This window comes from Leptospiraceae bacterium (assembly GCA_015075105.1).
In the GTDB taxonomy this organism is placed as follows: Bacteria; Spirochaetota; Leptospiria; order Leptospirales; family Leptospiraceae; genus JABWCC01.
This window is the reverse complement of sequence record JABTUZ010000001.1, coordinates 371,801-396,543: the sequence shown is the minus strand read 5'-3', so window position 1 is coordinate 396,543 and position 24,743 is coordinate 371,801. Positions and strand designations below refer to the sequence as shown.

The window sequence follows — 24,743 nt, the reverse complement described above, 5'->3', positions numbered from 1 at the left end:
TCAATTTGGAAATTCAATTTTTCAATTTTTTCTTTATTTTTTCTTATTTTCTATTAGTCTAACTATGGTAAATAAAATTATAAAAAAGTGATTGTAAAAAGAAAAAAGAATTTTCTACTTGCTATTACTTCAATCGACTGTTTACGAATTCTATTTATTTTAAGGAAATACAAAATGAAAGAACTTATAGAAAATTATAGAAAAGGAATTGGGCTTCTTAGTTATTCCATATCGGGACTATCGAGCGAAGATTTTTTAAAAACACCGGGGCCGGGTGACTGGAATACGAATCAAGTAGTCATTCATATTACAGATACAGATTTACTATTTTCCGAAAGAATAAAAAGAATCATAACAGAAAAAGAGCCTGCGCTAATCAAAGCAGACGAATCTGAGTGGGCAAAAAAATTATACTACAGCGAGCAGTCTGCAGGAGAATCTGCTATTTTATTTGACCTAAACAGAAAATCTACAGTTTATATACTAGATAGACTAAGCGAATCTGATTTTGAGAAGACAGGAATCCATTCTGTAAAAGGGCCCCAACCTCTAAAAAAAATTGTTGATTTTTGCTCTTCCCACTTAGATGATCATTTAAAATTTATCTACGGTAAAAGAGAAAGAATGGGAAAGCCAATCAAAGAAATTTACAGCAGGACAAATAGATGAAGAAAGTTTTCTCCTCCTACTCTTTTTTAGCAATACCCATCCTCCTTCTTAGTTTGACAATCTTGAATTGTAATAAGAAAGAAAAAGACCCAAAAATTTTAGAGATGGAGGAAAAAATTCAAAAAATCAGCACCGAGTTTAAACTATCAATCAGCTCTTTGGAAAAAATTGGAATAGACTTGGACGAACTCCAAAGAAACTGTTCTCTAAAATTTTCCGAATCTTCCGAAAAAAAAGAAATCCGAGATAAAAAAATCATAGATTGCAGGGTTAAAGAAAGAGAAGAATTATTCAAAAAAAATAATCTGTCGGTAAAGTACTTAGATGATATAATCCAAGCCCATATCTTTCTTCAATGGGAGTGGAAATATTTTCAAAAAAATCAAAATTCAAACTTAAGTGAAGTTAAAAAAATTTATAGTGAAGGAATGTCAGAAATGTTTCAATGCATGAAACTCCTTCAATCTGGAAAAGAATCTAAAGATGCTTACGATAGAAGAGTAGAAAAATGCTCAGAAGAGAAATTCTATTCTATTTGCAAAAAAAATAAATTCGATGAGTATAATTGCGGAAAAATAATTTCTATGGGTACAGACTACGGCTGGGAAATAGAGTCCGAAAAGAAAACTCAGATGCTAAACCCGGTTGCTCCAGAAAATAAAAATTGAAAATAGGATTACAACTTTTTATATCAAAACAATCGAAATACATACCACTTTCCATTTTCAAAAATAAAATAAGGATTATTTAGTTCTCTTTCTAATTTGTTCGGAGAAGAAAATCGAACTTTTACTTCACAAGAGTTTGAAGATTCAAAAAATAGATCCAATTCTAATCCTTTGGAAATAAGAAGTAAGTCTCTTACGGTTTGCACCTCATCTGACTTTTTGTGCTTTTTTAATTTTTCAGTATCAAAAAAAAATATCGAAAAATAAGAATCCTCTCTTTCTACTTCTTTTACCAATTCATCGTAAGTCCACAAACCTTTTAAATCCAAGTAAATCCCTTTCTCTTTATAAACAAAGCTCGGCAATATCGATATGTCTTTCTTGATTGTTGAATTCACTAATTCATCTATTATCCTCCGGATTTCTTCACTAGAATTTTTTGGTGGATTTTTTTCAATGATATACACTCTGGAAACTTTCACCGGGATTTTAAAAAAATTTTTATCGGTTTGAGTTACACGAATATTTTTTATCGAAGAACAAAAAAGAATTGTTACAGAAAAAATACTAACGTAGAGCTTTTTCAAGAATATCGTCCAATTCCTTCCCATTCACGATGACTATTTGATCGGGGTTTGAAGAAAATACTTTTTTTGCACCCGGAGTTAATTCTGCAGAACCAATGATAAATCCTTTCTCGACGCTTAGATCATTTACTGCACTTAAAAGGTCTCTTAAAAAAACGTCTGATATTTTTACATTTCTCCATTTTCTGATTCTAAATAGAGCCTTCAAATCTCGATCAGAAATATTTGACCCAATATAGTTTGCACCATCATTTTCTAAATACGGAATCTCTCGGCTCACCCTATAATTTAAAGCCATAATAATTCTTACGCAAGTATTTTTAAACGCAGTACCTTTTAACGAATTGAATCTGGTTAGTTTATCTACACCGATTAAACCTATCTGATTTGTGATTTTTTTTCCTTCTTCGTTTACGATACCTCGAATATTAAAAGTATCTTGTGACCTCAAGCCGGAAAGTTCGTAGTATCTTTCGTTTGAAAAATTTTTATCGAAAGCTCCTTGAATTTCCTTTTTTAAATCGTAACCGTCTGTCCCAAATTCCCAAAGATTAATATCTCCATTTTCTACTTTGTATTTATAATTTGCAAGCTCTATAATTTCCGTATCGTCCATTCTATCAGACTCTGCATCTATTAAAGGATCGGAAGCCTCATCCATTTTATTTTGTGCAATTAAAGACATAGCTAAATAAAAGTTAGAATCAGTAGTCTCGTGTTTCCAACCATTGAGCTTTGCTATTTCTACACAAAGTCTTGCATGTTTTGCTGCCGAAGAATAATCTTCTTTCAGAAAAAATTGAGTCATAATAAATTGAAACAAGGTATAGCGAATAAACTCATCTTCAATATTTTCTACAACCTTGTTTGCGACCTCGATTGCTGTGTCATTTTTTCCTTCCTTTGCAGCACTCACTGCAAACAAAAAACCTGATACAGTAGAAGTCCGATCCAACTGGTATGCTCTTTCAAAATCCTGAAAAACTCCCTCCCTACCTTGATTGGCTTTGATTATTCCTTTGGCAATAAAGTAAGAAGGAATTTGAGTTGAAGAAGAATTTAATTTTTTTAAAAATACATCCGCTATCTGAAAATCTTTTTGACCTAATGCCATAAATCCCAATCGAATCAACGCTTCTGGATCTGTCGGATCTGCTTGCAGGCTATCCAAATAATAAAAAAAAGCCTCTTCGAACATATCGAGATTATAATAAATATCCGCAATTCTATTGCATATCGTGATCTCAGGAAATTCTTTTTCGTATCGTCCGATTTTCTTAATTTTTTCTAAATAACTTGCCTCACTCAAATAATCCCCTTCCATAGAATAAATCTTCGCCATTACATACAAAGATTTTACGCTTCCGGGTGAACTTTCTAAATGATCTCTTACCATTGCTCTCGCATCAAGAAAATTCCCGATGGCAGCAAGAGCCAATGCCTTTTCTGTAATATCTTTTTTAGACTCAAAAAATAAAAAAAATGCAGCAAAAAGTAAAATAACAGCAACCGCAATAATTACAAAAAAAATCATAACACCTTTTAAATATTATCGGCTATTTTTAAATTTTTTTTTCTAATATGCAATAAAACCCCCCATTAAAAAGCAATTCTTATAATTTTCTTTGGGGTTTATAGGGATTATTCAGAGAAAAAAAAGGGTTTTCAGTTTTTATTAAGCACGCTAACTCTTAACTTTCCATAAACCGATAATGAAAATAGAATGGGTAAATTTAATGTACTATACTTCTCAATCGCTCTAATTATCCGAGAAAAATTCTTTTTTGTATTCAATATATTATTGAATACGGCTCTATTTTTTTATATTACCATAAATTTTGAAACTTTGCATTTCGTCGGCAATATAAATTCGAGTTTGCACATAAGTAAAACTTTGTACTATTCAAACATACTCTTTGCAATAGGAATTTCCGGGCTTCTATCCGGATCAAGAATCATCCACTCTATATCAGATACCGGTATCATGCTCGCTATCGGTACAAATCGGCTTGGAATTATTTTATTGACACTCTGCAAAGAATTACTCTATTTTATTCTTTCCTATTTTTTCAGTTTCTTTCTTCTTGTAATATTTTTTCTGAATACAGATTTTAACTTTTTCAGCTTAGGGGTCGCATTTTTACGCACTATGATTTTTTCAATTCTGGGAAGTGTTTCTGTTTCACTGCCGTTGTCTTTCTATTTTACATCAATCGACCCTTATGAATCTATCAGGAAACAAAAATGATTTTCAGAGTAAGTAATCTTTCAAAAAGCTATGATAAAAATACAGTTGTAAATTCTATTTCTTTTGACGTAAATGAATCGGACTATGTGGCGATTGTAGGTCCCTCCGGCTCAGGAAAAACTACACTTCTTTCTCTATTGACCGGAATGCTAAAACCAAGCTCTGGAGAAGTAATTTTTAATAATGAAAAATTATCCACATTCTCAAATTCAAAACTCCTGAAATTCCGATCCAATGAGATTGGACTAATCTTTCAATTTAGCGAGCTTATCCCAAACCTGACTATTCGAGAAAATATACTTTTACCCACGCTTTTTTCTAAAAAATACGATTCAACCGAATATGAAAAAAAATGTGACTATCTCCTGTATATGCTTGAGCTGACAAAATTTGCAGATAAACTTCCAAGAAAACTTTCAGGAGGGCAAATACAAAAAGCAGCCATAGCAAGGTCTCTCATTAATAATCCGGAAATTCTTTTTGCCGATGAGCCGTCGGGAGACTTGGATCCGGAAAATAGCGGTCTTGTCAGAAACTTGTTTCGAGATTATAACCAGAAAGGCTTGACGATACTACTTGTTACGCACGATATGAAATTAGCATTTGACGCAAAAACAATTTATGAGATGAGAGATGGTCAGTTTACAAAAGTAATTAAATGAAAAAAGTTTTAGGTATTGATATAGGTGGTGGAAGTATCCGAGGAAGTATCATCGACTCATCAGGAAAAATTTACGCGGAAGAAAAAATTGACACGAATAGAAATTGGTCTAACTCAGAATTTTTAGAATCTTTATTGCAATTGATCACTTCCATTCAAAAAAAAGAATCCTTTGAAAAAATCGGAATTGGGACTCCGGGCCCAATTGACATGGACAAGGGAATCATTCTAAGATCTGCAAATCTTATCAACTTGGAAAATGTAATGTTGTCTTTTACAATCCAAAACAAATTCAATCTGCCTGTATTCATGAATAACGATGCGAATTGTTTTTCCTTGGGAGAATACTATTTTGGAAAAGGACAAAATTGCGACAATCTGGTAATCTTTACACTGGGGACAGGAATCGGGTGTGGATGGGTTTACAAAGGTGAAATTTTTAATGGATACAAAGGGAATGGTATGGAGTCCGGTCATTGCACAATAGTTATCAATGGTGCGTTATGCGGATGCGGTCAAAGAGGATGCGCAGAAAGCTATTTTAGTGCAAGGGGATTTCTAAGTAGATACAAGGAAAAAACTGGAAGTGAAATAGAATCTGCTAGAGCTTTTTTTGAATTAGTGAGAAAAAAAGATCCGGTTGCTGTAGAAATTCTAAGCTTTGGGACAATGGTACTTGCAGAGCTTTTGCGAAATACAATCCATTCAGTGAATCCAAAAAAAATTATCTTAGTCGGTGGGCTTACCAAATCTTGGGATTTGTTTGGAGAAAATTTAATCGAAAGAGTGAAAGAAATTGTTTTTCCGGTATTTTTGGACTACACTACTATAGAAACAGGATCCGGACTATCCAGTACCTATGGCGCTGCATCACTTTGCTTTAAAGGAGAACAAATATGAGTGAATGTATATTTTGTAAAATCGTAGAAAAAAAAATTACGGCTACTATTTTGTACGAAGACGAGCTTATGATCGCCTTCCGAGATATAAACCCGGTTGCACCCGATCACATCTTGTTCATTCCCAAAAAGCACATTGAGTCTTTCGGGCATTTTACAGAAAAAGAAGAAACACTCATAGGAAAGTTTTCTGTAAGAATTGCAAAATTTGCAAAAGAGAAAGGTTTCGACAAAAAAGGATATAGAATAGTAACCAATATCGGTGCAGAAGCAGGGCAAACAGTATTTCATCTGCACTACCACCTTCTTGCCGGAAGAAATTTTGAATGGCCGCCGGGGTAGAATCTATTCAACGATACTCTTTTTAAAACCTAAAGAAAGATATCAAATCAAAAGTTTCTCCAAAGAGTTTAGTATTTCAACTAACGCATAGGTATCCATTTTACAATACTCTTCCATATTTTGTCGAAGTTTCTTTTTTTCTAACCAACTCATCTTAGTCGTAAGGTATTTATAAAATTCCTGATTTGCCTCTCCACCATTGTGGATAACTAAACTATTGTAATCTAAACCGGTGAGAGCCGGCAGGACTGCCTTCAAAGAAGCATGACCTTTTTGAATCGGATTATAATAATGAAATGACTTAAATGGAAGCGAAATATCTATTATATTTTTTGAAACTTTCTCCCACCAATCTTTAAACTCAGGGTACAATTCCACACTTTCATTCAGGCATCTTCTCTCAAACACTGCATCGTACACAATAATTTTCCCTGTAGAAGAAATTAATTTTTCTAAATGTTTTAAAATTTTCTTTCTCGGATCTTTTTTATTTCTCAAGAGAAAAGAATGGTGTAAAAGTGGAGATTCTTTTGAAAGTTTAACGTGCAAAGAAAACTGGGTGGGGATGTGTTGAAAAGGTTTGCTTTTTTTAAACAATGGAATTGCAGGATTTATTGTTTCAAAATCTAAAAAATACAAAGGATAAGTTATATCTCTACAAAAACGCTCAATATTTTCTATTTTAATATGCTCTTTCCCTGTTCTCTCACATTGAACTTGAACCAATTGCTTGTGCGTCAGCTCTGTCTCCGAAGGTATATCTTTTAAGTATATGATCCCAGATTTATAAAGCTCTTTGGAGAGAGATTTTCCTTCTCTAAGATCAAATACATTTCCATCTTTCAAATCAGGAAAGCAAATATCTTTATTCGAGCAACCTATCGGGGTCTTGCATGTCTCTAAATTTTGTGGTAAAGTTTTTGAATGAATTGTTTGAAAATACTTATTGCATATTTCAATCGCATTTTGAAATTCTCCGTCTATTTTTTTTATAAGAGAATTTTTTATAAAAATCTTATGGACTTCAATTTTTTTTCTGTAGAAATAATCTGAGTTTATAGTGTATAGAAGAACATCTTCTATATTGAGTCCAAACTTTTCTGCTACGAGTTTTTGGTATGCAAGCTCTGTTAAGTTCTCTTTTTTAAACGAAACCTGAGATTTTACCGATACAATACTCCAAGAGTCGGAATTTTTTGAAGGAATAAGCAAATCAAAGTTAGAAAAAAGTTCATCCTTCCCTAAACTGGCAGAATAAACAGGGATTCTTTTCTTGAGATATTTTGACGTAACAAAAATGGACTCCTCAATAGATTTCGCATAACGCACTTCTTTACCGCCTGGATAAAGCTGTTGCAAGACTCTACGAATTTGGCGGTATTCAGAAGAACTTGTATGGAATTTTCTATTATTGTACGTCTTAAAGTTATTGTTCTGAACTCCGATCCAAGCCGATACCTCACACCTGTAAAAAGACAAAAATTTTTGCTTCGTAAGATAACTGTGAGATAAAAACCGAGGATTGTGCTTTTTATAATATCTATAAAAGTTATTTTGAAAAAAATTTAAAAGAAAACGAAAAGGCATATAGAATAAGATTATTCCATAAAATGAAAGTTCAAGCGCATATTTAAAATAAATAGAATTTTCACTATCACCAAATTTATAATCTACACCAAAACTGCAAGCACCCTTTATAGTCCATCGCTGTCAAATCTTATATTCCCCCAAACCTCATGGCAACCATTGTGAAAAGTAATAAAATATAAAAAAATAAAATAAACACACCGGCAAGATAAATTTTTTTCAAACTTTTATTTTTTGTTTTTTCGTCCTTCCAAGGAAGTGCAACCAAGTTGTGCCCATAAACTCTTCCAACAATAAGAAGTACAAGCGTGATAAGATTCGCTGCCAAAAAAGTTCTACCGTAAGGAGTAAACAGTGACTCCCAACTGTTGATCCCACTATAATACACCCCTCTAAATATCCCAAGCGCTATAGATAAAGTTCCGGCTAAACCAACAATATTTCTAAGTGAGACTCTTAGGCTATTTTTAATATTCAGAGCCTCCTCTGAATTATTTTTTACAAAAGAAGGCCAAAGAAAAAAATAGATAAATATAAAACTACAAATCCAAATAGTTCCACTTAATATATGCAGAACTTGTACAATCAAAAGCAGTGTCATAAATTACTTCCAAAATTATTCAATACAAGAATTTTTTCATTCAATAGGTATTCAAGCATTAACTTATTATAACTCTTAGACAATTAGAAGCCATAAAAATCAAAAATAATTCACTTGGCAATAGACTGTTTTTTTCTATTATGAATTATGGAATCCGCAGAAATAAAAAATCTATTACAAATAGTTGCCCTTCTTCGTAGCGACAAGGGTTGCGAATGGGATAAAAAACAAAACTTTCAGTCGATGACTCCCCATTTATTAGAAGAAGCCTATGAAGTCGTGAACGCAATTGAAGAAAATGATTATGAAAACTTAAAAGAAGAATTGGGAGACTTACTCTTTCATATTGTTTTTCAAGCAAAGCTCGCAGAAGAAAAAAATTTTTTTAGCTTTCAAGATATAATAAAAAATATCTCAAATAAACTTATACGAAGGCATCCTCATATTTTTCAGTCGAAGCAAGAACTCTCCTCTGATGAGGTGATTCAAAATTGGGAGAAAATCAAGAAAACAGAAAAGCCCGCTGTAAAATCTATCTTAGATGGAATTCCGAATTCTTTTGGGTCTCTCCTTAGAGCAGAAAAAATCCAAGAGCGTGCAGCTGGTTCAGGGTTTGATTGGGATCAGATTTCCGACGTAGAAAAAAAAAATCACAGAAGAACTAAATGAATTTTTAATGGAAGTTCACCACTTAGACAAGAATAAAAATAGTGAAAAGTTAGAAGAAGAATTTGGAGACATACTTTTTAGCTTAGTAAACCTATCCCGACATCTAAGTGTTTCAATAGAAAAAGCCCTGAATAAGTCTAACCTGAAATTTATAAAAAGATTTCAAGAAATGGAAAAAATATCTCAAGAAAATAGTAAAAATTTTTCTGAACTTTCAATAGAAGAAATGAACTCGCTTTGGGAAAAGGCAAAAACTACCTTATCATAGAAGGATATTTTTATTTCTTTGATTGAATATTCTTAAAGCCTTATTCAGTCAGAACTCCAAAAATCCGATAATCAAAATAAGATGCTTCGATTTTTTCTAATATCTTCGTTCTTTAGTTTTGCACTATTTTCTCACAATCCTTGGGACTTGAAAATTACTGAAAGAATTGTAAACAGAAAACATATCTCTCATATTATTTTAGAAACGAGACCTGACCATTACAGAATCACACTTCTTGTAAGCGATAGATTTCCATATAATTATAAATCCAAATCCTACCCACTGTATTTAAAAATCGAAAATGAGAAAATTGCAATCACAACCGCTAAGGAATTAGATCAGTACTTAGATAGAGGATTTGAATTGAGCTTACACTTAAAAGGATCTGAGATTATATCTTTTACGTACCATGACCCGAATTAAACGTTTCTTTAAATTTCTTCCGGATTTTTTTTCCGCTGAAGAAGAAAGCTTCAATTTCTTTCCACCGAATTATTCAAAAAGTTATCTACAAAAAGAAACCGAATCGTGGGAATATCTCTATATCAACATAAGTTTTTTTACTCACTTCTTAATCTACGCATGGTTCTTTTTAGAATCTTTCAGAAACATTCCTTATTTTCCTTTGTATATATTTAGCGTTACTGCTTTAAGTTTTTCGACCTACTTTCTTTATCTAAAAAAACTCGCTAAACATTTGAATACAATAATCTATTTATTTAACTTTTTTATACTTGTTATTTTTTATAGAGTAATTTACCTATCGTATTTCCAAGGATCGAGTAATATTGATTTAGTTGTAGTCAGCTTTTCTACAGGGTCTATACTTATTATGTTGCAGTCTTTTCGCCTGAGAAAATTTTCTGCAATTTTTGTAGGTGCTGTATCTTTAATTTTTTATCTTACTACAATTACCGTATTTTCCAAAATTGATAACTTGAGTATCAACACTGAGGCTCTACTAATTCCGATATTTTTTTTCGTACCATCCACTTTGATTGCTAGCTTCATTATACTCTCTTCCATAAAAGTTGTACAGAAGTCAAACCTACTTAGCTTCCACAAAGATACTATCGACCACGATCTAAGCCTTGCAAAAAAAGTACAAGATTCTCTATTCCCTGAAACAAATAAAATTAATGGAATTGAGTTTAGAGTATTCAGAGAAAATCAACAAGCTATCGGAGGAGATTTTTTTGACTTTGTACAATTACGTGAAGGAAATCTGGGGGTCTTTTTGACAGACGTGGCAGGGCACGGTGTATCTTCTGCAATGATCGCAGCTATATTAAAAGTACTCGTTTCCAATATGCCGTATAGACTAAAACTCAATCCGAGCGGTTTTTTAGATTATTTAGATGCGAAACTCTATAGTGACTTTGGAACTCACCACGCCTCTGCAATCTATATATTTTTTGATTTTATAAGAAAACAAATACACTATGGAAATGCAGGTCACCCTCATCCTTTCTATTCAGAAAATGGTGAAGAATTTAAAGAGATTAAAACAGAAGGAGCAATCCTTGGCTATAAAATTAAATCACCAATCGCAGTTTCAATTAGTTTTCCCTTGATACAGGGAAGTAGGTTTTTCCTTTTTACAGACGGTCTTTTAGAAACGGCAAATACAGAAGGAGAAACCCTTGAAATAAATACACTGATCCAGTTTTTAAATGAATACAGGGAAGTTAAAGAAATTTCAAAATTCAAAGATTTGGTTACAAAAAAAATTGACTCCTTTTTTCAAGGAGCCAGCTTTTCAGACGACACTATGTATTTAATCTTAGAATTGACCTAAAATATCAGATAGGTTTTTTCTTGATAAGAAGTCTTCTCTCAATTTCAAAAATTTTTTCAGAAATTTTTTCCTTCCCTAATTTTTTCTTGTCGTTTTCTTTTAAAAATAAATCCGCACCAAATTTCTCAAAAGCATCTTTAGCTCGAATATTTTTTAATCCAATAAACTGAAACTGAACTTCCCCAGCACCGATCCCAAATTTATTACCTGTGTCTTCAACATGCAAAACTCTGGAAATTGCAGTTACAGTATCTCCAGAAATTGCAGGCTGAGTATGATACCCTTCTGTATAACCTAAGTCCCAGATAGCATTTTCAGAAACATCTCTAGAAGCAAGCCCACCAAGCCATGCAAAAACAAGTCCTCCATAAACAATAGGCTCTCCACTCATCGCACCGGATAAAGATTTTGAATACAATCTGTCGTAGTGTAACGGGTGAGTGTTCCCAACTCTGTAAGTCCAAGGAACATGCTCGTCTGTAATCGTTCTACCGTTTGAATGAATAAAAATCTGACCAATTTGAAAAGATTCAAAATAGGTTCCTTCACCGGTAGAGTCTTTATAATCTTTCGGATATTGTAAAAGCGGAAGTTCGATAACAGATTTTTCTTCTTTCGGAAAATATGAATTTGGATTACCCGGTGTAGAATTTCCTTTTGGCTTACCCTTAGAATGATTAATCATAATCTTACGCTCATAATTTAAAACAAGTTGATTGTTCTGGTTCAAGCAAACTGTACGAACATGAATAATACCCGGCTTATCTTCTCCTTTATCTTCAACTTTCAAAATTTTAGTTTTAGAAAAAAGTGTATCTCCCGGGTATACCGGAAGTAAAAATTGAACATCGTAATAACCAAGGTTGGCAACTGCTTTTTCAGAGTCGTTTTGAACTCCAAGAGAAAGAGCAATATTAAAAATCAGTAAAGGAGAAACGAGTATATCTTTAAAACCATGAGCTATTGCATAAGGAGCTGAAAGATAAAGTGGATTTGCCTCCATGAACACAGTTGCGAATTCCTGCGCAAAAGAACGATCGATAGTCAAAGACCGAGGATGGGAAAATATATCCCCTTCTTTAAACTCATCCAAAAATCTACCGTAGGTTTTTTGAATTACATCTCCTCGTTCAAATTTTGTTTTTGATGCAATTTCTGCAAATGGTGGATATTCAATCTTAGCCATGATTTGTCCTTTTAAAAGAAATAGTATAATTTCTTTGTTTTTACCACTACCCTTTTCTTCAACGGAAATTTTGATTTAGTTTCGCTATTGTAGTTTTGTGTTCTTCTTTTTAGTCGGGCTTTTTCCTTATCAGCCTATTGTAGCGGGTCGTTTTTCTCTTGGAAAGGTAAGCTCCCCCCGCAATCGTGGTTACCGGGGTGGGAACTCCATTCTCGAAGAATCTGCTGGGGAGAATTATGTCCCATTCGGCAAGGTCAAGCACCAACAAAAGAGTAAAAAGAGCGGTCTTCGTGGTACCAAGCCAATCCGCAAGAATCCCAAGCTCAATCCAATCCTCGTTATTTGGGGTAAAATTCTTCTTCTGCAAATTTTGTCCGACTTCTTGGTAAGCCTTTTTCACCCTCTCCATCTTCTCAAAAGTCCCCCAAAGAATCACGTTTCTGTATCTGTTCAGCAATGCGTGCAAATATTTTCGTCTCGAAAAACCCGTTGTTCTTCTATTGAACTCGTCCATATATTTTGCTGGAACAAGCAAGCTCGATTGGGTTTCTGCATATTTTTGTGGGTTCATAAATTTCTCCTTAAAGTAAGTTTTTCTGCTCTTTGATATAAGGTAAAAAAAGTTTGCTTTAGAAAAAAAATTTATCGTTTTTTAGAGTTTTTTCTTAAGTTTTACGGAAAAAGTCCTAAATCTGCACAAAATAAGAAATCTCTTGAAATCCCCCAAAAAAGTGGAGATCCCACATTTTTGCGTGAAAGGTGAACAATTGATATAAAGCATGCATTTTACTGAAAAGAGTGGAGATCCCACATTTTCACACGAAAAGTATAAAAACTGCACTAAATGCGAAATACTATAAACTATACTAAAAATGACCTGCCTGCAAAAATTCAATAAATAGTTGAATGAAAAACTTGTTTTTCATTCATATACTCTATGTTTCTGCAAAATACCCATCACCTTCAAGGCAGTCTATTGGATCCTGAACAAAATTTGAACAATATGTTACGAGGCGTATTAAAAAACAATTGGTCCCAAACTTTTTACGAGAAGATATTTAAGAATATCAACGAGAAGGATTTTAGATGCTTGTATCATCCTGTTTTTGGTCGAAGTAATTTTCCTGTAAATATTTTGGTAGCCATTGAGATCATAAAAGAGATGTATTCTCTGACAGATGAGCAGTTGTATGAAAATTATCAATTCAATTATTTGTATCAAGAAGGTGTTAGGAGTCGATGATATTAATCGATATAGTTTTGCGATTCGAACAATGTATCATTTCAGGAAAATTATTGCGAATATGAAGAACGAACGGGTATAAATCTTTTCGATCGAGTTTTTCAAGATAGCCGTGATGCAATTATTGAGGAACTTGGCTTGAAGAATTCAACGCAGAGAATTGATTCTGTGATGTGGTGCGAATATCAAGCGGATGAATCGCCTAACGTTATTCTATAAAGTTCTGAGTAATCTGATGAAAGTTTTGCAAGAATTAGAAATTAAGCCTTCAGGTGAATTGATTCAATTTTGTCTCAGGAAGAGGACGGTTTCTACTATCGTTTGCCCAAGTCTCAAAGTGTAAGATCGGACAGAACAACTTGAAATTTTCAGTTTATCTATGTGAAACGTTTCGAGAATGACGAAAAGAAGACGTAAATTTTGTAGCGACTGCAATTGCGGGAAGGAAATGAGAAAGAACTCGACTCTCTTTTCTTTACGTTATGCGACAATGGATTGATTGAACAATGTCCAAATGATGAAATCCCTAAATCCCAAAAATTAAAAGCTGATGGAACTTTAATTGCAAACTTTGAATCAAAAAATGTGCGTCATGTCCGTTAAAAGAAAAGTGCGTTGCATACAAAAAGAAAAGCAATCCGAATAAAATTGATACGAAGCGGAGATGGTTGGATGAAAGAAATGCAAAGTTCAAATCCGGAGAATATCAGACTTTATGTAAATTGCGTCCACCGGTTGAAGGTTTGATGGAAACTAAAACCAAAATATCTGAAGGGGCGAATACAAGGCTCCGTAAAGTTGGACATCGCATGATTTTGAGGGCAATCGGAATCAATTTTAGACGATATGCGACACACATCGCTTATTTTTTCAAAAATTTGTTATTCCCATGTGAGAATGAGTTTCAATTGTGCGATTTTGAGACTCTGCCCGCCTTATGAGAAATCTTTTTAAGGCGGGTCAACTATTTCCAAGAAAGACTTTTTGCAGGTGTATCAAAAATCAAAACCTCTATCTACAAGATAAACCTAATTAAAAAAAATCCTAGCTCCTCTATTTCAGTCCTCGGGTTTTTCGTCTTCTGTCCTCCGAATTGGAGTTCCCACATTTGTACATGAAAGGTTCACAATTGGTATAAAGCATGCACTTTGCTAAAAAGAGTGGAGTTCCCACATTTTCTCACGAAAAGTGCAAAAACTGCACTAAACGCGAAATTTCAAAAACTCTACTAAAGCTCAAAACCTCATCCTAAAAGATAAACCTATTTGCAAAGATTCTACCTCCACTATTTCCGACCTCAGACTTCAAGCATCAGTCCTCCGAATTGGAGTTCCCACATTTGTGCATGAAAGGTTCACAATTGGTATAAAGCATGCACTTTGCTGAAAAGAGTGGAGATCCCACATTTTCGCACAAAAAGTGTAAAATCTGCACTAAATGTGAAACCTATTAACTATACTAAAAATAAAATCTATTAGAAAAAGATATCTAATTCATTTTGGATCATCTGCTCTAATGTTTGTTTTTTTCTGATTCGAATGATTTTACCAGACATGCTCACAAGTAATTCTTCAGCTTCTGGATAAGAATTATAATTTTTTGTGCTCATTGAAGAGCAGTAAGCTCCACAGCCTTCCATGACCATATAGTCTCCGATTTCTGCCTCTTCTATTTTTCTGGAAACCGGATCTCCTCCATTTTCTTGAGTAAATAAATCCCCACTTTCGCAGCAATGACCTACCACAACATAATTTTTAATTTCTCGTTTACCGATCTCTGACTTAGATATAGAAATTAATGGGTGTCTCGCAGAATACAAAGAAGGTCTTGTATTTGTGTCCATGCCTGTGTTTAATTTAATAAATTGGAATCCATCTTTACCTGTATTGACAATATCGTCAATTATTGTAATGATACATCCTGAGTTTGCGATTAGATGAGTTCCAGGCTCGATTTCTAATTTTAATTTTCTGCCAGTCTTTTTATAAAAATCTATGAATAATTCTTTTACCGGATGACCAATTTTTTGAAAATCTGTTGTGATCTCATCAGACATTCTTGCAACTTTAAATCCACCGCCCAGATTTACAATACTACACTTTTCAAAAACTTCTGCAAATTTCAGTGTGTGACTTGCAACCGATTTCCAAACTTCAGGATCGCTGCCTGAGCCTATGTGAGAATGAATTTTAGAAATATTTAGATTGTATTTTTTTTGAATTGCTTTCACTTCATCTATATATTCAAACCAAATCCCAAAAGAAGAAGTATGCCCTCCTACATTGGTTTTTTTTGTTCCTCCTGATCCCATTCCGGGATTAATCCGAATAGATAATTCTTTGTTTGGAAAAATTTTTCCGAATTCTTCTAATTGTCTTAGAGAGCACGCATTGTAAAAACTTCCTCTTTCTACAATTTTTTTTAGATTGATTGGGAATTGTTGAGAAGTCAGCATAATTTCTTCTGGTTTATAACCTGCAAGAATTGCTCTTTCAACTTCGTATTCGGAGCTTGCGTCAATATGAATTCCTTTATTACGAAGGATTTGTAATATTGTAGAATTTGAGTTTGCCTTCATCGCATAACGCACCAAAAGTCCAAACTCATTCGGAAATCTAAGTGCTTCGTCTGCATTTTTTTCGATCTCTATTTGAGAGTAAACAAAGACAGGAGTCCCATACTCTTCTGCAATTTCTCTAACTTGCTTTGGAGTCAGAAATTTAAGGCTTTCAATTTCATTCATGCTTTTGAGCGATTAAGAAAAAAACTTTCTACATCTTTTGTAATCGGTTGAACTTTTTCTTCGTAGGTTAAGATTGCTTCTATTGCTTTTTCATAAACACTCATCAGAAGAGCTTGGGCAGCGTCGCACATTTGCTCTTTTCTAAAACTCTCATCGTGTAGTGTCTCTGTGATAGAGCCATCTGGGTTAAACGCAAGACATCCCATTAAATTTTGTACTACAATTTTGTCATCACCTGCAACGTGTGAAGGGTCAAAGATCACAGGTAGAATCGTTTTTCTTTTTGCGTGGCTAAGCACATTAAAATCAGGAGTATTTCTGCAATACCCTTCTTTTATAAAAAGAGTTTTTACTCCACGCTCACAAAGTATAATATCCAAGTTGCCTTGGTTTGCGATATATTCTGCTGCTGAAAACCATTCTTCTGCCTCGTTACCAAATCCTCTTTTTAGAATTACCGGTTTCATGGTTTGACCCACAGATTCCAATAATTCAAAATCTTGAGCGTTTCGAGTTCCAATCTGAATCATGTCTGCGTGCTTTGCCACTTCGGCTGCCATTGTGTGATCCATTACTTCTGTAACATAAGGAATTCCTGTTTCTTCTCTAACTTGATCGAGCATTTTAATTCCTTCCCAACCAAGTCCTCTCCAATCGGTTGGTCTCGTCCTCGGTTTAAATGCACCACCTCGAAAAATAATTCTGTCTAGGATTCCGAATTTCTCACCGATTACTTTTGCTTGTTTACCAATAGTTATGGTTTGTTCAAAGGTTTGTGGAGAGTCTGGTCCCATAATGAAAATATGTTTTCCTGCACCAAACCTTCTGGTCAACCCATCTAAGCCTTTTACCTCAACAATCCTGTCTTTTCTGTGTACGACTTCTCCGGCTTTTCCTGCAGCAACTCTTGCAATATTTTTATATGGGGCAGACACATTCCAAATCCTGCTAACACCGGGAAGTTCTTTAACATACCCGGACTTAGTGGAAATTTTACGAGTATCACCAATAAAATGGAGTGTGTCACAAACTCCACCACCGCGAATAATTTCAATTGCGTTCCCGCATTCTTCTGCTAATTTTTTAATTGCTTTTTCTGTTTCGGCAAAACCTTTTTCTAATTCTACAATATCCACAATCTTGTCCTTTTAGGACTAAAAAACTGATGAAATAAGTTTGGTCAAATATTTTAGTGCTATAAGTTTAGTTTAATCAAAAAAATTCAATATATAGTTGCAACTTTTGAATAATTTTCGTACCTAAAAGGTTTTACCACACAAGACTCCTGAAAGCCTGATACCAGAGTGATTACTTTGAAAATCACAAGCTCCTTTATAATAATACGGATTATTAAAAATATAATATGAACTATGAGTACTTCCTTCTAATTGCAGTCCTGTCCCAATATAGTTTAAAATAGTAGTAGAGCTTGACGAGGTAATTTTACCTTTTTTTGATATTGTTCCTGTAATTGTCAATTTGACCGTAACTGTAGAGAAACTCCCAAAATAGGTATTTTCAAAATTACATTGATTCATGCTATACAATAAATCAACTTCAGTGCCTCCCGATGCGTTAGTCGCGGTTCCTGTAAGCATAAGCGTTCCTCCCCCGGTACAATTTATTGATACATTTACATTTTGACCTATCGTTCCAGCAACTTTATCATTATATGTTAGGCGAAGTAGTTCTACTATTCCATAGGATGTATCCCACTCTATATATGGACTTTTATAACTTAAAACATGGGTCAATAAAAATATCCCAATAGGCTGTCCCTTTTTTCTATCTTCTTTTTCTTGTTCTTCTTTAGAATTCGTACAATCTATTAGCATTGACACTAGACTAAGTAATAGTATTTTTTTTAGTATAGTTTTCCAGTTTTTCATAATAGTATCATCAGGTTCTGTTAAAAATTTATGTCAAGAAAAAAAATGGGGCTATACTATTCTACATCTCTTTCTAATCAGTAAACTTAAAATTCCCTTTGGCAACACGATACGTTATTTGAACTTCTCCAACTGAGTGTAAAACTCCAAAGTTAAAAGAGATGTGTGGGTCATTCCCATCAGAGATTACTTCTACATATTTACCGGGAATCATTTTTCCAGTTTTGAATTGATGAATGCTTTCTATTTCCTGATAATTTTTTATCCTAAGATCATTTCCGATTAGTAAATCTCTTTCTTTGAGAATTTTTCCTTTGTTGTCTAAAATACGAATTTCTTTAATTTGTATTTTTATTTTACTTTGTGTCAGAGGGTCGATTCTTAGTTTGTATAAATTTTTTGAAGGAGTAAATTTAAAGCTATATGTATGCCACCCTTGAGGAACTAAATCCAGGGTGAGTAAATTCCCTGTATGAAAATTTTCATCAGGTTGTGTTGTGTAAAAAAACTCTACTTTACCGTTTTGAACATTTGGGTATTTGATTTTATTTTTGATTGGAGTAATACCAAAAAGTAATAAAAGAAAAATCAATACGGAAGACTGCACGAATATTCTTTTTTTGTAATCGTCAAGCGAAGTGTGTAAGCTGCCTATTTTTTCTTTTTTGAAATACTTCTGCATAGAGTCAAAAATTTTTTGAAAAGAAGAAATGGAATCTTCTACTTCTTTAGAATCAAATTTTACTATTTTCAAGATTTCTTGGATAGTGCTATACTCTTTGATGCAGATTTCTGATATCGACTTATCTTGAATCAACTGAAATGCTTCGTTTGGTTTTATTTGTGATTTCTCTTTTTCATGGAGTTGAAGAATCGGATTTTTTATATCTTCGTTTAAGACTTGAATTAATATTTTTGAATCCTGAAACTTAGAATTATTGTATAACATTTCTATAGACTCTAACTTAGAATTATTCTCTTCAAAGGATTCATTAAATTTAATTTTTCGAAATTCTTTTTCATTTTCAGATTCATCTAAGGTCGGCTTTAGAATTTGAATCTTTAAATAATCTTTCCACTGCATATACATTAATCCTCAGTTTTAGCTTCTATATTATAATCGAGATACATTTCTTTTTTATGTCAATTTTATTTTTTTTTATGGATGGAAGTTTAACTCTTGTAGCAAGTTTTCTCTATTGGGTTCAAGAAAATCGAGTGTAGGAGTATGGGAAATATAGAGCACTTGATTTTCAAACTCTTTTATTTCAAAGGCTTTAATTCTAAAAATATTCTTAATGAAGTGTTTTTCAAAATTAGAGCCTTTTTTGAATAAGAAAAAACTGGCTCGATTTTCGATTACTTTGTATGCAGAGGTAAAATCGCTTTGCTTATCTAAATAAATCAAACAATGAATTTGGTCTTTTGAGAAATAAGACACGACATACCCCGCCCAGTATTCACAAAATCCATATTGCAATTTGTGTTTCAAGAGGTAGTCTGAAACCAATTTTGCCTCAGGATCTTTTCTAAATAAATTAAGATTTTTTTTCCAATCTTGAAACGACTGAATAAAGAAAATTACGAATACGATAGTTGCGATAAACAATGCTGAACTTTTTTTCTTTTTAAAAATAATAGACAGAGCATACCCTGAAAATATAAGTACACCGATTTGTAAATAAAAATAGTACCTGACAAGCATATAGGATTCAGATAAGCCAAATAGCAACAGAACAGACAATGCTCCAAGAGAATAATACAAAAGGCATTTTTTTAATACTATATTTTTCTCTGAAAATAAAAATACTATTCCTGATATACAGAGTGCGAGTAGTAAGATTATGAAATAGATATTTCCTGAAATTACTATAGATTGAAAAATTTCTTCTTTTAAAAATTCAATTCCAGAGTTCAAATTACTCGCAAACTTCAGGGAAGGCTTTATGAGTTTTTTATAGTGTGGGTTTGTCAGGTAGTGTAAGATTGCAGGAGTGTAGCCGAGTAGAAATCCAGGAAAAAAATATACAATTTTTTTATAATTGGCAATATGAGAAAAAAAAGTCAGAACAAAAACCCAAGGCAAGATTAGGATAAGAATTTCTCTATTGTAGAACCCAAGCCCAAAAATAATTCCCGAAAGAAAATATATTTTTTTAGAAATGAACTTTTCCGAAAAGAATTTGATTAAATAGAATCCCGATAAGCTCAAAAATATACTGGATGAGTAATTCTCGCTGGAATTTGTAAAATGGAAATTGAAGATAGGGTGTCCCATTGCAAAAAACATTGAAAGAGTAAAACCCAATTCTTTTTCTTTTATGCTTGAGAAAAAAATATACAAAAATATAGAAATCATAACAGAAAATAGAATTTCTACAACTACAAAGGTTTGAATCGTTGCACCAAAAAAAAATAGAAAAGGCAAGGATGCCCAGACCTCCAATAACCCCATGTAGTTTTGTCCCCAATAAAAAAACGGAAACTCTCGAAATTCTAAAATTCGAGTAGCCATTAGTAGGGGAATAGCTCCATCCGAATCCAAATTTTCTTCTGAAGAGATTATATAATTTCCCTTAGAAACAAATGAAACAATTACTAAAACAAAAAAGAAAGGTATATGATGAGACAATTTGCGATATTGTAGCATTGAGTATGAATACTTTCTCTATACCGCCTAACGTATTTTAATCTAAATGAATTATTTTTACAATTCTAAGATGGTCAACTTTCGAAATATCGTTGTTTAGTACATATTCTTGAACAAACAGTTTCGCGTCTTCTTCAGTTTTGATAGAAAACCAATCACCCGCAGGATAGCAAACTTGTACCGGACCTTGCTCACACAAATCGAGACAGCCAGCTCTTTGAATTCTAACTTTGTTGTCTGTATTTGATTTTTCTAAATTTTCTTTTAAGTATTTTAAAACTTCTTGTCCGCCTTGTTTACCGCAGGAGGGTCTGGAATTATCTTCTCTAACATTATCACAAACAAAAACATGCTTACTGTAAATTATATTCATCTATGGGCTCCGTTTTGAAAATAACCAGAGTATGACCGATATTGCAATTGATAAAACAATTGAGGTAGTGAGAGGGAAATAAAAACTAAAGCCTTCTTTTTTGATATTTATATCTCCAGGTAATTTTCCAAGGTAGGGAATTTTATTCCCATAACTGAAGAATACCCCGATTAAAAAAATCAGTACTCCGAGAACAATCAAGTTTTTTCCTAATCCATCCACTGGCATTTTTTTCAAATTACAGGAAGTGTTTTTTTAGGTAAAGTGATTTTATGAAAAAATCGGTTTAAGAATCCGACTAAAAACCAAAATACGATGACTACCTCGTCGTCTTGAAAATAGCATTGGAATATTCCTGCAAAGAAAAACCCCAATAATCCATAAAAAAATATTCTACTCCTAGTGTCCAACTCGGATTTACTGATTTGTAAAAATATTGTAGAAGACAAGGTAAGAAATGCGATCAAGGCAAACACCCCAAAAACGGCTGTGATGTGTAAAAAGTCGTTGTGCGCATGTCCTCTTTGGGTAACTTCAAAGAAAAATAAAAGCTCTTTGAACTTGGAAGACAATTCCTTTCTTGAAATTTCAATTTCTTCGTTGTATCTGCCCGGGCCTACACCCAGTAGAAAGTTTTTCTTTATTAAGGGGAGTGTAGAATACCATATAAAAGTTCTGCCTGAGTCTGTGTGCTTTTCTTCACCGAGAATCGGAAGAAGAGTTTTTTGAATCGGCTCACTAAAAGCAAATGCACTAATAAAGGCTGCTGCGATAAAAAGAGGAATGAGGAAAATCTTTAGAAAAAACTTCACAGGAAAATCTTTTTTAATAAAAGTCAAATCAATAAATCCAAAGACAATGGAAACAATTGCACCAATCATAGCCGATCTTGCATTATTTAATAAAAAAATAAAACCAAAAATACAAAGAATGATTAAATAAAGAAAAGTTTTTTTAGAGAAGAGTTTTTCTTTTGCAGCTAAAAAAAAGGAAAATACAGACAAAGGAGTAAAAAGTAAAAGTAACCCTCCAAAGGTTAAGTGTGTATTCATAAGTCCTATAGGCAGGTAAATTCCAATTCCAAAAATATTTCCATAGTGATGAGTGAATTTCCAAGTAGTGGAAGGTTTAATCAGGTCGTTGATAAGCCTTGAAAATCGAACAGGAGTGAATACGGAAAAAAATCCTGTTACTACGAGTATGCCAAAAAGAATCCAAAACGCCCTTTTGATTTTTGGGATTTCTTCTTCTTTGATATTTTGAATTACCAAAAAACCAAGAAACAGAAAAATATCTTTTAGTTCCGATGAAGATACTTTTTTTAGATAGGAATATTCAAAATTCAATTGGTAGTATCTGTACATAAATGAAAGAATATAGAATCCGAAAAGTGCAAGGCTCGAAATATAAATCGGCGTAATAATCGAATTTTCTTTTTCTTTATCAAACAGATAAAAAATGAACGATAAAGCCAAAAAAAACTGGCTAAAAGAAACAGAAAGTCCACAGGAAATGATAGACAACTGGAGTAGGATTAAGAATACTTTGTGTAGGGTCATGGTTTTATCATTTTATATGTCATTTAAGTCGGGCTTGTGGTCAAACAAATATATATAAAAAATAGAGGAATTTTCTATTTCTAATGAAGAAAAAACTTATGCAAGGTTAAGGGAGCGACAAAAATGCAGGGGAAAAAATAATTTTGAAAATACTTTACTTCACAGATACATTTCTTCCTAAGATTGATGGAATATCTATTTCGATTAAAAATTTTTCAGAGATACTTTCTCAAAGAGGGTACGAGTTCAAAATTTTTTGCCCAAGGTATGGAGAAGGCGATTTTTCCAGAATCAATGATAATATACATATAGAAAGATTTCGATGCGGATATTTACCGAGCTACCCTGATATAAAAGTAGTCCTTCCCTCTCCGAACAAAATCAGAAAAGTGTTTAAAGAATTTCAACCGGACTTAGTGCACATTCATACCCCAGGACTTATGGGGTTATACGCCGTAAACGCTGCCGAAAAATATGGAGTTCCCTCAATTGGCACATACCATACTTTAATGGCAGAGCAAGATATGTATGTTTCTTTTTATAGACTATTGAAAATAGACAAACTCTTTATGAAGATCAGTCGATTTAAGAAAAGGTTAAAAATAAAAGATTTAATTAAAGTAGAAAGATTTAATAAACTAAACATTCGTAAAAAAGTAATATTAAAACTATGCAACGATCTATACAATAGGTGCGATCAAGTTATTTCTCCTTCTCATTTATTAAAAGACCAACTTCTTGAGTACGGAATAAAAAGACCGATTACAGTTATTTCTAATGGGATGGATTTGTCTAAGTTCAAGGGTAGTATTCGTGAGCTCCCTCAAAATCCAAAACTACTTCATGTAGGCAGAATTTCTTATGAAAAAAATTGTGATGTAATTATAAATGCCTTTCACTTGATTCAAAACCAAATTCCAAACTCTACGCTTACTATTATAGGAGATGGACCTGCTCTAAATTCTTTAAAAATTCAAGCCGAGAAATTAGGTTTAAAAGATAAAATTTCTTTTCTTGGGTTTATCGACCACAATATACTGCACGAATACTATCCGAAATACGACGTATTTTTAACTGCTTCAACTATGGAGACTCAAGGATTAGTTATTCTTGAGGCAATAGCTTGCGGACTTCCTGCGATTGGGGTGAAATCGTTTGCAATACCTGAGCTAATTATAGACAATCAAAATGGTTATATTGCAGAGCCATTCAATGTAAAAGAAATTGCAGAGAAAACTATTTTTTTATTAAGCGACAAAGAAAAGTTTAGAGACTTCTCTAAGGCATCTATAGAGGTTGCCTCCGATCACGAATTGGGAAAATCTGTTGTTAAATTGGAAGAGATTTATAAAAGTGTTGCGTCCATACAAGACAAGAAAAAAAGAAAAACTATTATGGGGTTATTTACTTAATAGTTGTATTTAAGTAGGTGAATATGAGAATTTTAAAAGAGGAATCTATCCTTATAGTAGTAGATATTCAGGAAAAATTAGAGCCTGTGATTTTCGATTTTGAGCGTATAGTTTACAATTCCAGAATAGTGATTGAAGGGATCAAGGCTTTAGAGATTCCGATACTTGTAACTGAGCAGTATCCAAAGGGGCTTGGACCGACTGTAGCCCCAATAGTTGAAAATTTGGGGGAGTTTTATAAACCTATTGAAAAAAAAGTATTTAGCGTAATGGACTCTAAAGTTTTTAAAGAAAGGCTAAATGATAGTAAAGCAAAAAACGTTATTTTGATTGGTATTCAATCCGATGTTTGCGTTCTTCAGTCCTCGATAGATTTATTAGAAAATGGTTTTATACCAGTCGTAGTAGAAGACTGTGTGTCTGCAAAAACTTTAGAAGAAAAAAGAATTTCGCTGGAAAGGATTCGTACCTCCGGTGGGGTTACAACTACCTCTTTGTCTATTTTATTTGAATTGTGCAGGAGCTCCGAGTCTTCAGGATTTAAGAAAATTTCAAAACTTGTAACAGACGGTTTATAAATATCGCATCTTCAAAAAGTCTTTCTTGGAAATACAGCGATCAAACACTTTGGGGAATCGCCTACTAACGACCCCAGACCTTGCAACGCATGGACAGAGCAAAAGTGTCATAA

Annotated in this window: 27 protein-coding genes and 1 pseudogene; 14 read left to right on the top strand and 14 right to left on the bottom strand. The window is 33.2% G+C overall.

Annotated elements, in window-relative coordinates; genetic code table 11:
• Nucleotides 1-174 precede the first annotated feature (174 nt).
• Both HS129_02030 and HS129_02025 read left to right on the top strand, forming a co-directional pair.
• Nucleotides 175-669, top strand: a complete 495-nt coding sequence (locus HS129_02030) for a DinB family protein (protein ID MBE7410834.1) — start codon at nucleotides 175-177, stop codon at nucleotides 667-669.
• A complete protein-coding gene (locus HS129_02025) occupies nucleotides 666-1,337 on the top strand; it encodes a hypothetical protein (GenBank protein MBE7410833.1) in 672 nt (223 codons plus the stop codon). Before HS129_02030 ends, HS129_02025 begins: the two co-directional genes overlap by 4 nt.
• Nucleotides 1,338-1,360: 23 nt before the next feature.
• Here the strand turns inward: HS129_02025 and HS129_02020 are convergent, their stop codons facing one another.
• A complete protein-coding gene (locus HS129_02020) occupies nucleotides 1,361-1,924 on the bottom strand; it encodes a hypothetical protein (GenBank protein MBE7410832.1) in 564 nt (187 codons plus the stop codon).
• Complete coding sequence (locus HS129_02015) at nucleotides 1,905-3,458, bottom strand: restriction endonuclease (GenBank protein MBE7410831.1); 1,554 nt, start codon at nucleotides 3,456-3,458, stop codon at nucleotides 1,905-1,907. Before HS129_02015 ends, HS129_02020 begins: the two co-directional genes overlap by 20 nt.
• Before the next feature lie 189 nt (nucleotides 3,459-3,647).
• Between HS129_02015 and HS129_02010 the strand changes: the two genes are divergently transcribed.
• Genes HS129_02010 through HS129_01995 form a run of 4 tightly spaced genes read left to right on the top strand, consistent with a single transcriptional unit; the run spans nucleotide 3,648 to nucleotide 6,074 of the window.
• Nucleotides 3,648-4,172, top strand: coding sequence for a hypothetical protein (locus HS129_02010; GenBank protein ID MBE7410830.1), 525 nt, complete (start codon nucleotides 3,648-3,650; stop codon nucleotides 4,170-4,172).
• On the top strand, nucleotides 4,169-4,834 hold the full coding sequence (locus HS129_02005; protein MBE7410829.1) for an ABC transporter ATP-binding protein: 666 nt from the start codon (nucleotides 4,169-4,171) through the stop codon (nucleotides 4,832-4,834). Before HS129_02010 ends, HS129_02005 begins: the two co-directional genes overlap by 4 nt.
• Nucleotides 4,831-5,733, top strand: coding sequence for an ROK family protein (locus HS129_02000; protein MBE7410828.1), 903 nt, complete (start codon nucleotides 4,831-4,833; stop codon nucleotides 5,731-5,733). Before HS129_02005 ends, HS129_02000 begins: the two co-directional genes overlap by 4 nt.
• On the top strand, nucleotides 5,730-6,074 hold the full coding sequence (locus HS129_01995) for a histidine triad nucleotide-binding protein (GenBank protein ID MBE7410827.1): 345 nt from the start codon (nucleotides 5,730-5,732) through the stop codon (nucleotides 6,072-6,074). The genes HS129_02000 and HS129_01995 overlap by 4 nt, the downstream gene beginning before the upstream one ends.
• A 42-nt stretch (nucleotides 6,075-6,116) precedes the next feature.
• Here HS129_01995 and HS129_01990 read toward each other — a convergent pair whose 3' ends face one another.
• Together HS129_01990 and HS129_01985 are read right to left on the bottom strand one after the other, a co-directional pair.
• A complete protein-coding gene (locus HS129_01990; GenBank protein ID MBE7410826.1) occupies nucleotides 6,117-7,553 on the bottom strand; it encodes a DUF2779 domain-containing protein in 1,437 nt (478 codons plus the stop codon).
• Nucleotides 7,554-7,791: 238 nt separating this feature from the next.
• Nucleotides 7,792-8,262: a hypothetical protein gene (locus tag HS129_01985; GenBank protein ID MBE7410825.1), complete on the bottom strand. Its 471-nt coding sequence runs from the start codon at nucleotides 8,260-8,262 to the stop codon at nucleotides 7,792-7,794.
• 147 nt (nucleotides 8,263-8,409) lie between these two features.
• Between HS129_01985 and mazG the strand changes: the two are divergent.
• From mazG to HS129_01970, 3 genes and pseudogenes are all read left to right on the top strand, one after another.
• Nucleotides 8,410-9,199, top strand: a pseudogene (gene mazG / locus HS129_01980) (nucleoside triphosphate pyrophosphohydrolase).
• Nucleotides 9,200-9,280: 81 nt separating this feature from the next.
• Nucleotides 9,281-9,622: a hypothetical protein gene (locus HS129_01975; GenBank protein ID MBE7410824.1), complete on the top strand. Its 342-nt coding sequence runs from the start codon at nucleotides 9,281-9,283 to the stop codon at nucleotides 9,620-9,622.
• Nucleotides 9,623-9,896: 274 nt separating this feature from the next.
• Complete coding sequence (locus tag HS129_01970) at nucleotides 9,897-10,997, top strand: serine/threonine-protein phosphatase (GenBank protein ID MBE7410823.1); 1,101 nt, start codon at nucleotides 9,897-9,899, stop codon at nucleotides 10,995-10,997.
• Between the two features lie 4 nt (nucleotides 10,998-11,001).
• Here HS129_01970 and HS129_01965 read toward each other — a convergent pair whose 3' ends face one another.
• On the bottom strand, nucleotides 11,002-12,183 hold the full coding sequence (locus tag HS129_01965) for a MaoC family dehydratase N-terminal domain-containing protein (GenBank protein MBE7410822.1): 1,182 nt from the start codon (nucleotides 12,181-12,183) through the stop codon (nucleotides 11,002-11,004).
• A 109-nt stretch (nucleotides 12,184-12,292) separates the two neighbouring features.
• Nucleotides 12,293-12,754, bottom strand: coding sequence for a DUF1564 family protein (locus tag HS129_01960; protein ID MBE7410821.1), 462 nt, complete (start codon nucleotides 12,752-12,754; stop codon nucleotides 12,293-12,295).
• A 366-nt stretch (nucleotides 12,755-13,120) separates the two neighbouring features.
• On the opposite strand from HS129_01960, the gene HS129_01955 reads away from it, so the two are divergent.
• The 3 genes from HS129_01955 (at nucleotide 13,121) to HS129_01945 (ending at nucleotide 14,367) form a co-directional block, all read left to right on the top strand.
• Nucleotides 13,121-13,426 (top strand): hypothetical protein, encoded by a 306-nt coding sequence (locus HS129_01955; protein MBE7410820.1) that lies wholly within the window; start codon nucleotides 13,121-13,123, stop codon nucleotides 13,424-13,426.
• A gap of 435 nt (nucleotides 13,427-13,861) precedes the next feature.
• The gene (locus tag HS129_01950; protein ID MBE7410819.1) at nucleotides 13,862-14,029 is read left to right on the top strand and encodes a hypothetical protein; all 168 of its coding nucleotides are present in this window, start codon (nucleotides 13,862-13,864) and stop codon (nucleotides 14,027-14,029) included.
• Nucleotides 14,002-14,367, top strand: coding sequence for a transposase (locus tag HS129_01945; GenBank protein ID MBE7410818.1), 366 nt, complete (start codon nucleotides 14,002-14,004; stop codon nucleotides 14,365-14,367). The genes HS129_01950 and HS129_01945 overlap by 28 nt, the downstream gene beginning before the upstream one ends.
• A gap of 533 nt (nucleotides 14,368-14,900) precedes the next feature.
• On the opposite strand, the gene HS129_01940 is transcribed toward HS129_01945, so the two are convergent.
• The 8 genes from HS129_01940 to HS129_01905 form a co-directional block, all read right to left on the bottom strand.
• Nucleotides 14,901-16,169 carry a diaminopimelate decarboxylase gene (locus tag HS129_01940; GenBank protein ID MBE7410817.1) on the bottom strand — a complete coding sequence of 423 codons (1,269 nt, stop codon included), beginning with the start codon at nucleotides 16,167-16,169 and terminating at the stop codon, nucleotides 14,901-14,903.
• Nucleotides 16,166-17,305, bottom strand: coding sequence for an N-acetylneuraminate synthase family protein (locus HS129_01935; GenBank protein MBE7410816.1), 1,140 nt, complete (start codon nucleotides 17,303-17,305; stop codon nucleotides 16,166-16,168). Before HS129_01935 ends, HS129_01940 begins: the two co-directional genes overlap by 4 nt.
• Before the next feature lie 123 nt (nucleotides 17,306-17,428).
• A complete protein-coding gene (locus tag HS129_01930) occupies nucleotides 17,429-18,004 on the bottom strand; it encodes a hypothetical protein (protein ID MBE7410815.1) in 576 nt (191 codons plus the stop codon).
• 127 nt (nucleotides 18,005-18,131) lie between these two features.
• Entirely contained in the window at nucleotides 18,132-19,142 is a 1,011-nt protein-coding gene (locus HS129_01925) for a hypothetical protein (protein MBE7410814.1), read from the bottom strand.
• A 75-nt stretch (nucleotides 19,143-19,217) separates the two neighbouring features.
• A complete protein-coding gene (locus HS129_01920; protein MBE7410813.1) occupies nucleotides 19,218-20,708 on the bottom strand; it encodes a hypothetical protein in 1,491 nt (496 codons plus the stop codon).
• Between the two features lie 37 nt (nucleotides 20,709-20,745).
• On the bottom strand, nucleotides 20,746-21,081 hold the full coding sequence (locus HS129_01915; GenBank protein MBE7410812.1) for a (2Fe-2S) ferredoxin domain-containing protein: 336 nt from the start codon (nucleotides 21,079-21,081) through the stop codon (nucleotides 20,746-20,748).
• Nucleotides 21,082-21,309: a DUF2905 domain-containing protein gene (locus HS129_01910; protein ID MBE7410811.1), complete on the bottom strand. Its 228-nt coding sequence runs from the start codon at nucleotides 21,307-21,309 to the stop codon at nucleotides 21,082-21,084. It lies immediately after the preceding gene.
• 5 nt (nucleotides 21,310-21,314) lie between these two features.
• Nucleotides 21,315-22,640 carry an O-antigen ligase family protein gene (locus HS129_01905; GenBank protein ID MBE7410810.1) on the bottom strand — a complete coding sequence of 442 codons (1,326 nt, stop codon included), beginning with the start codon at nucleotides 22,638-22,640 and terminating at the stop codon, nucleotides 21,315-21,317.
• 143 nt (nucleotides 22,641-22,783) lie between these two features.
• Here HS129_01905 and HS129_01900 point away from each other — a divergent pair, with 143 nt between their 5' ends.
• Complete coding sequence (locus tag HS129_01900) at nucleotides 22,784-24,052, top strand: glycosyltransferase (GenBank protein MBE7410809.1); 1,269 nt, start codon at nucleotides 22,784-22,786, stop codon at nucleotides 24,050-24,052.
• A 23-nt stretch (nucleotides 24,053-24,075) separates the two neighbouring features.
• Complete coding sequence (locus HS129_01895; protein MBE7410808.1) at nucleotides 24,076-24,630, top strand: isochorismatase family protein; 555 nt, start codon at nucleotides 24,076-24,078, stop codon at nucleotides 24,628-24,630.
• Nucleotides 24,631-24,743: the final 113 nt, after the last annotated feature.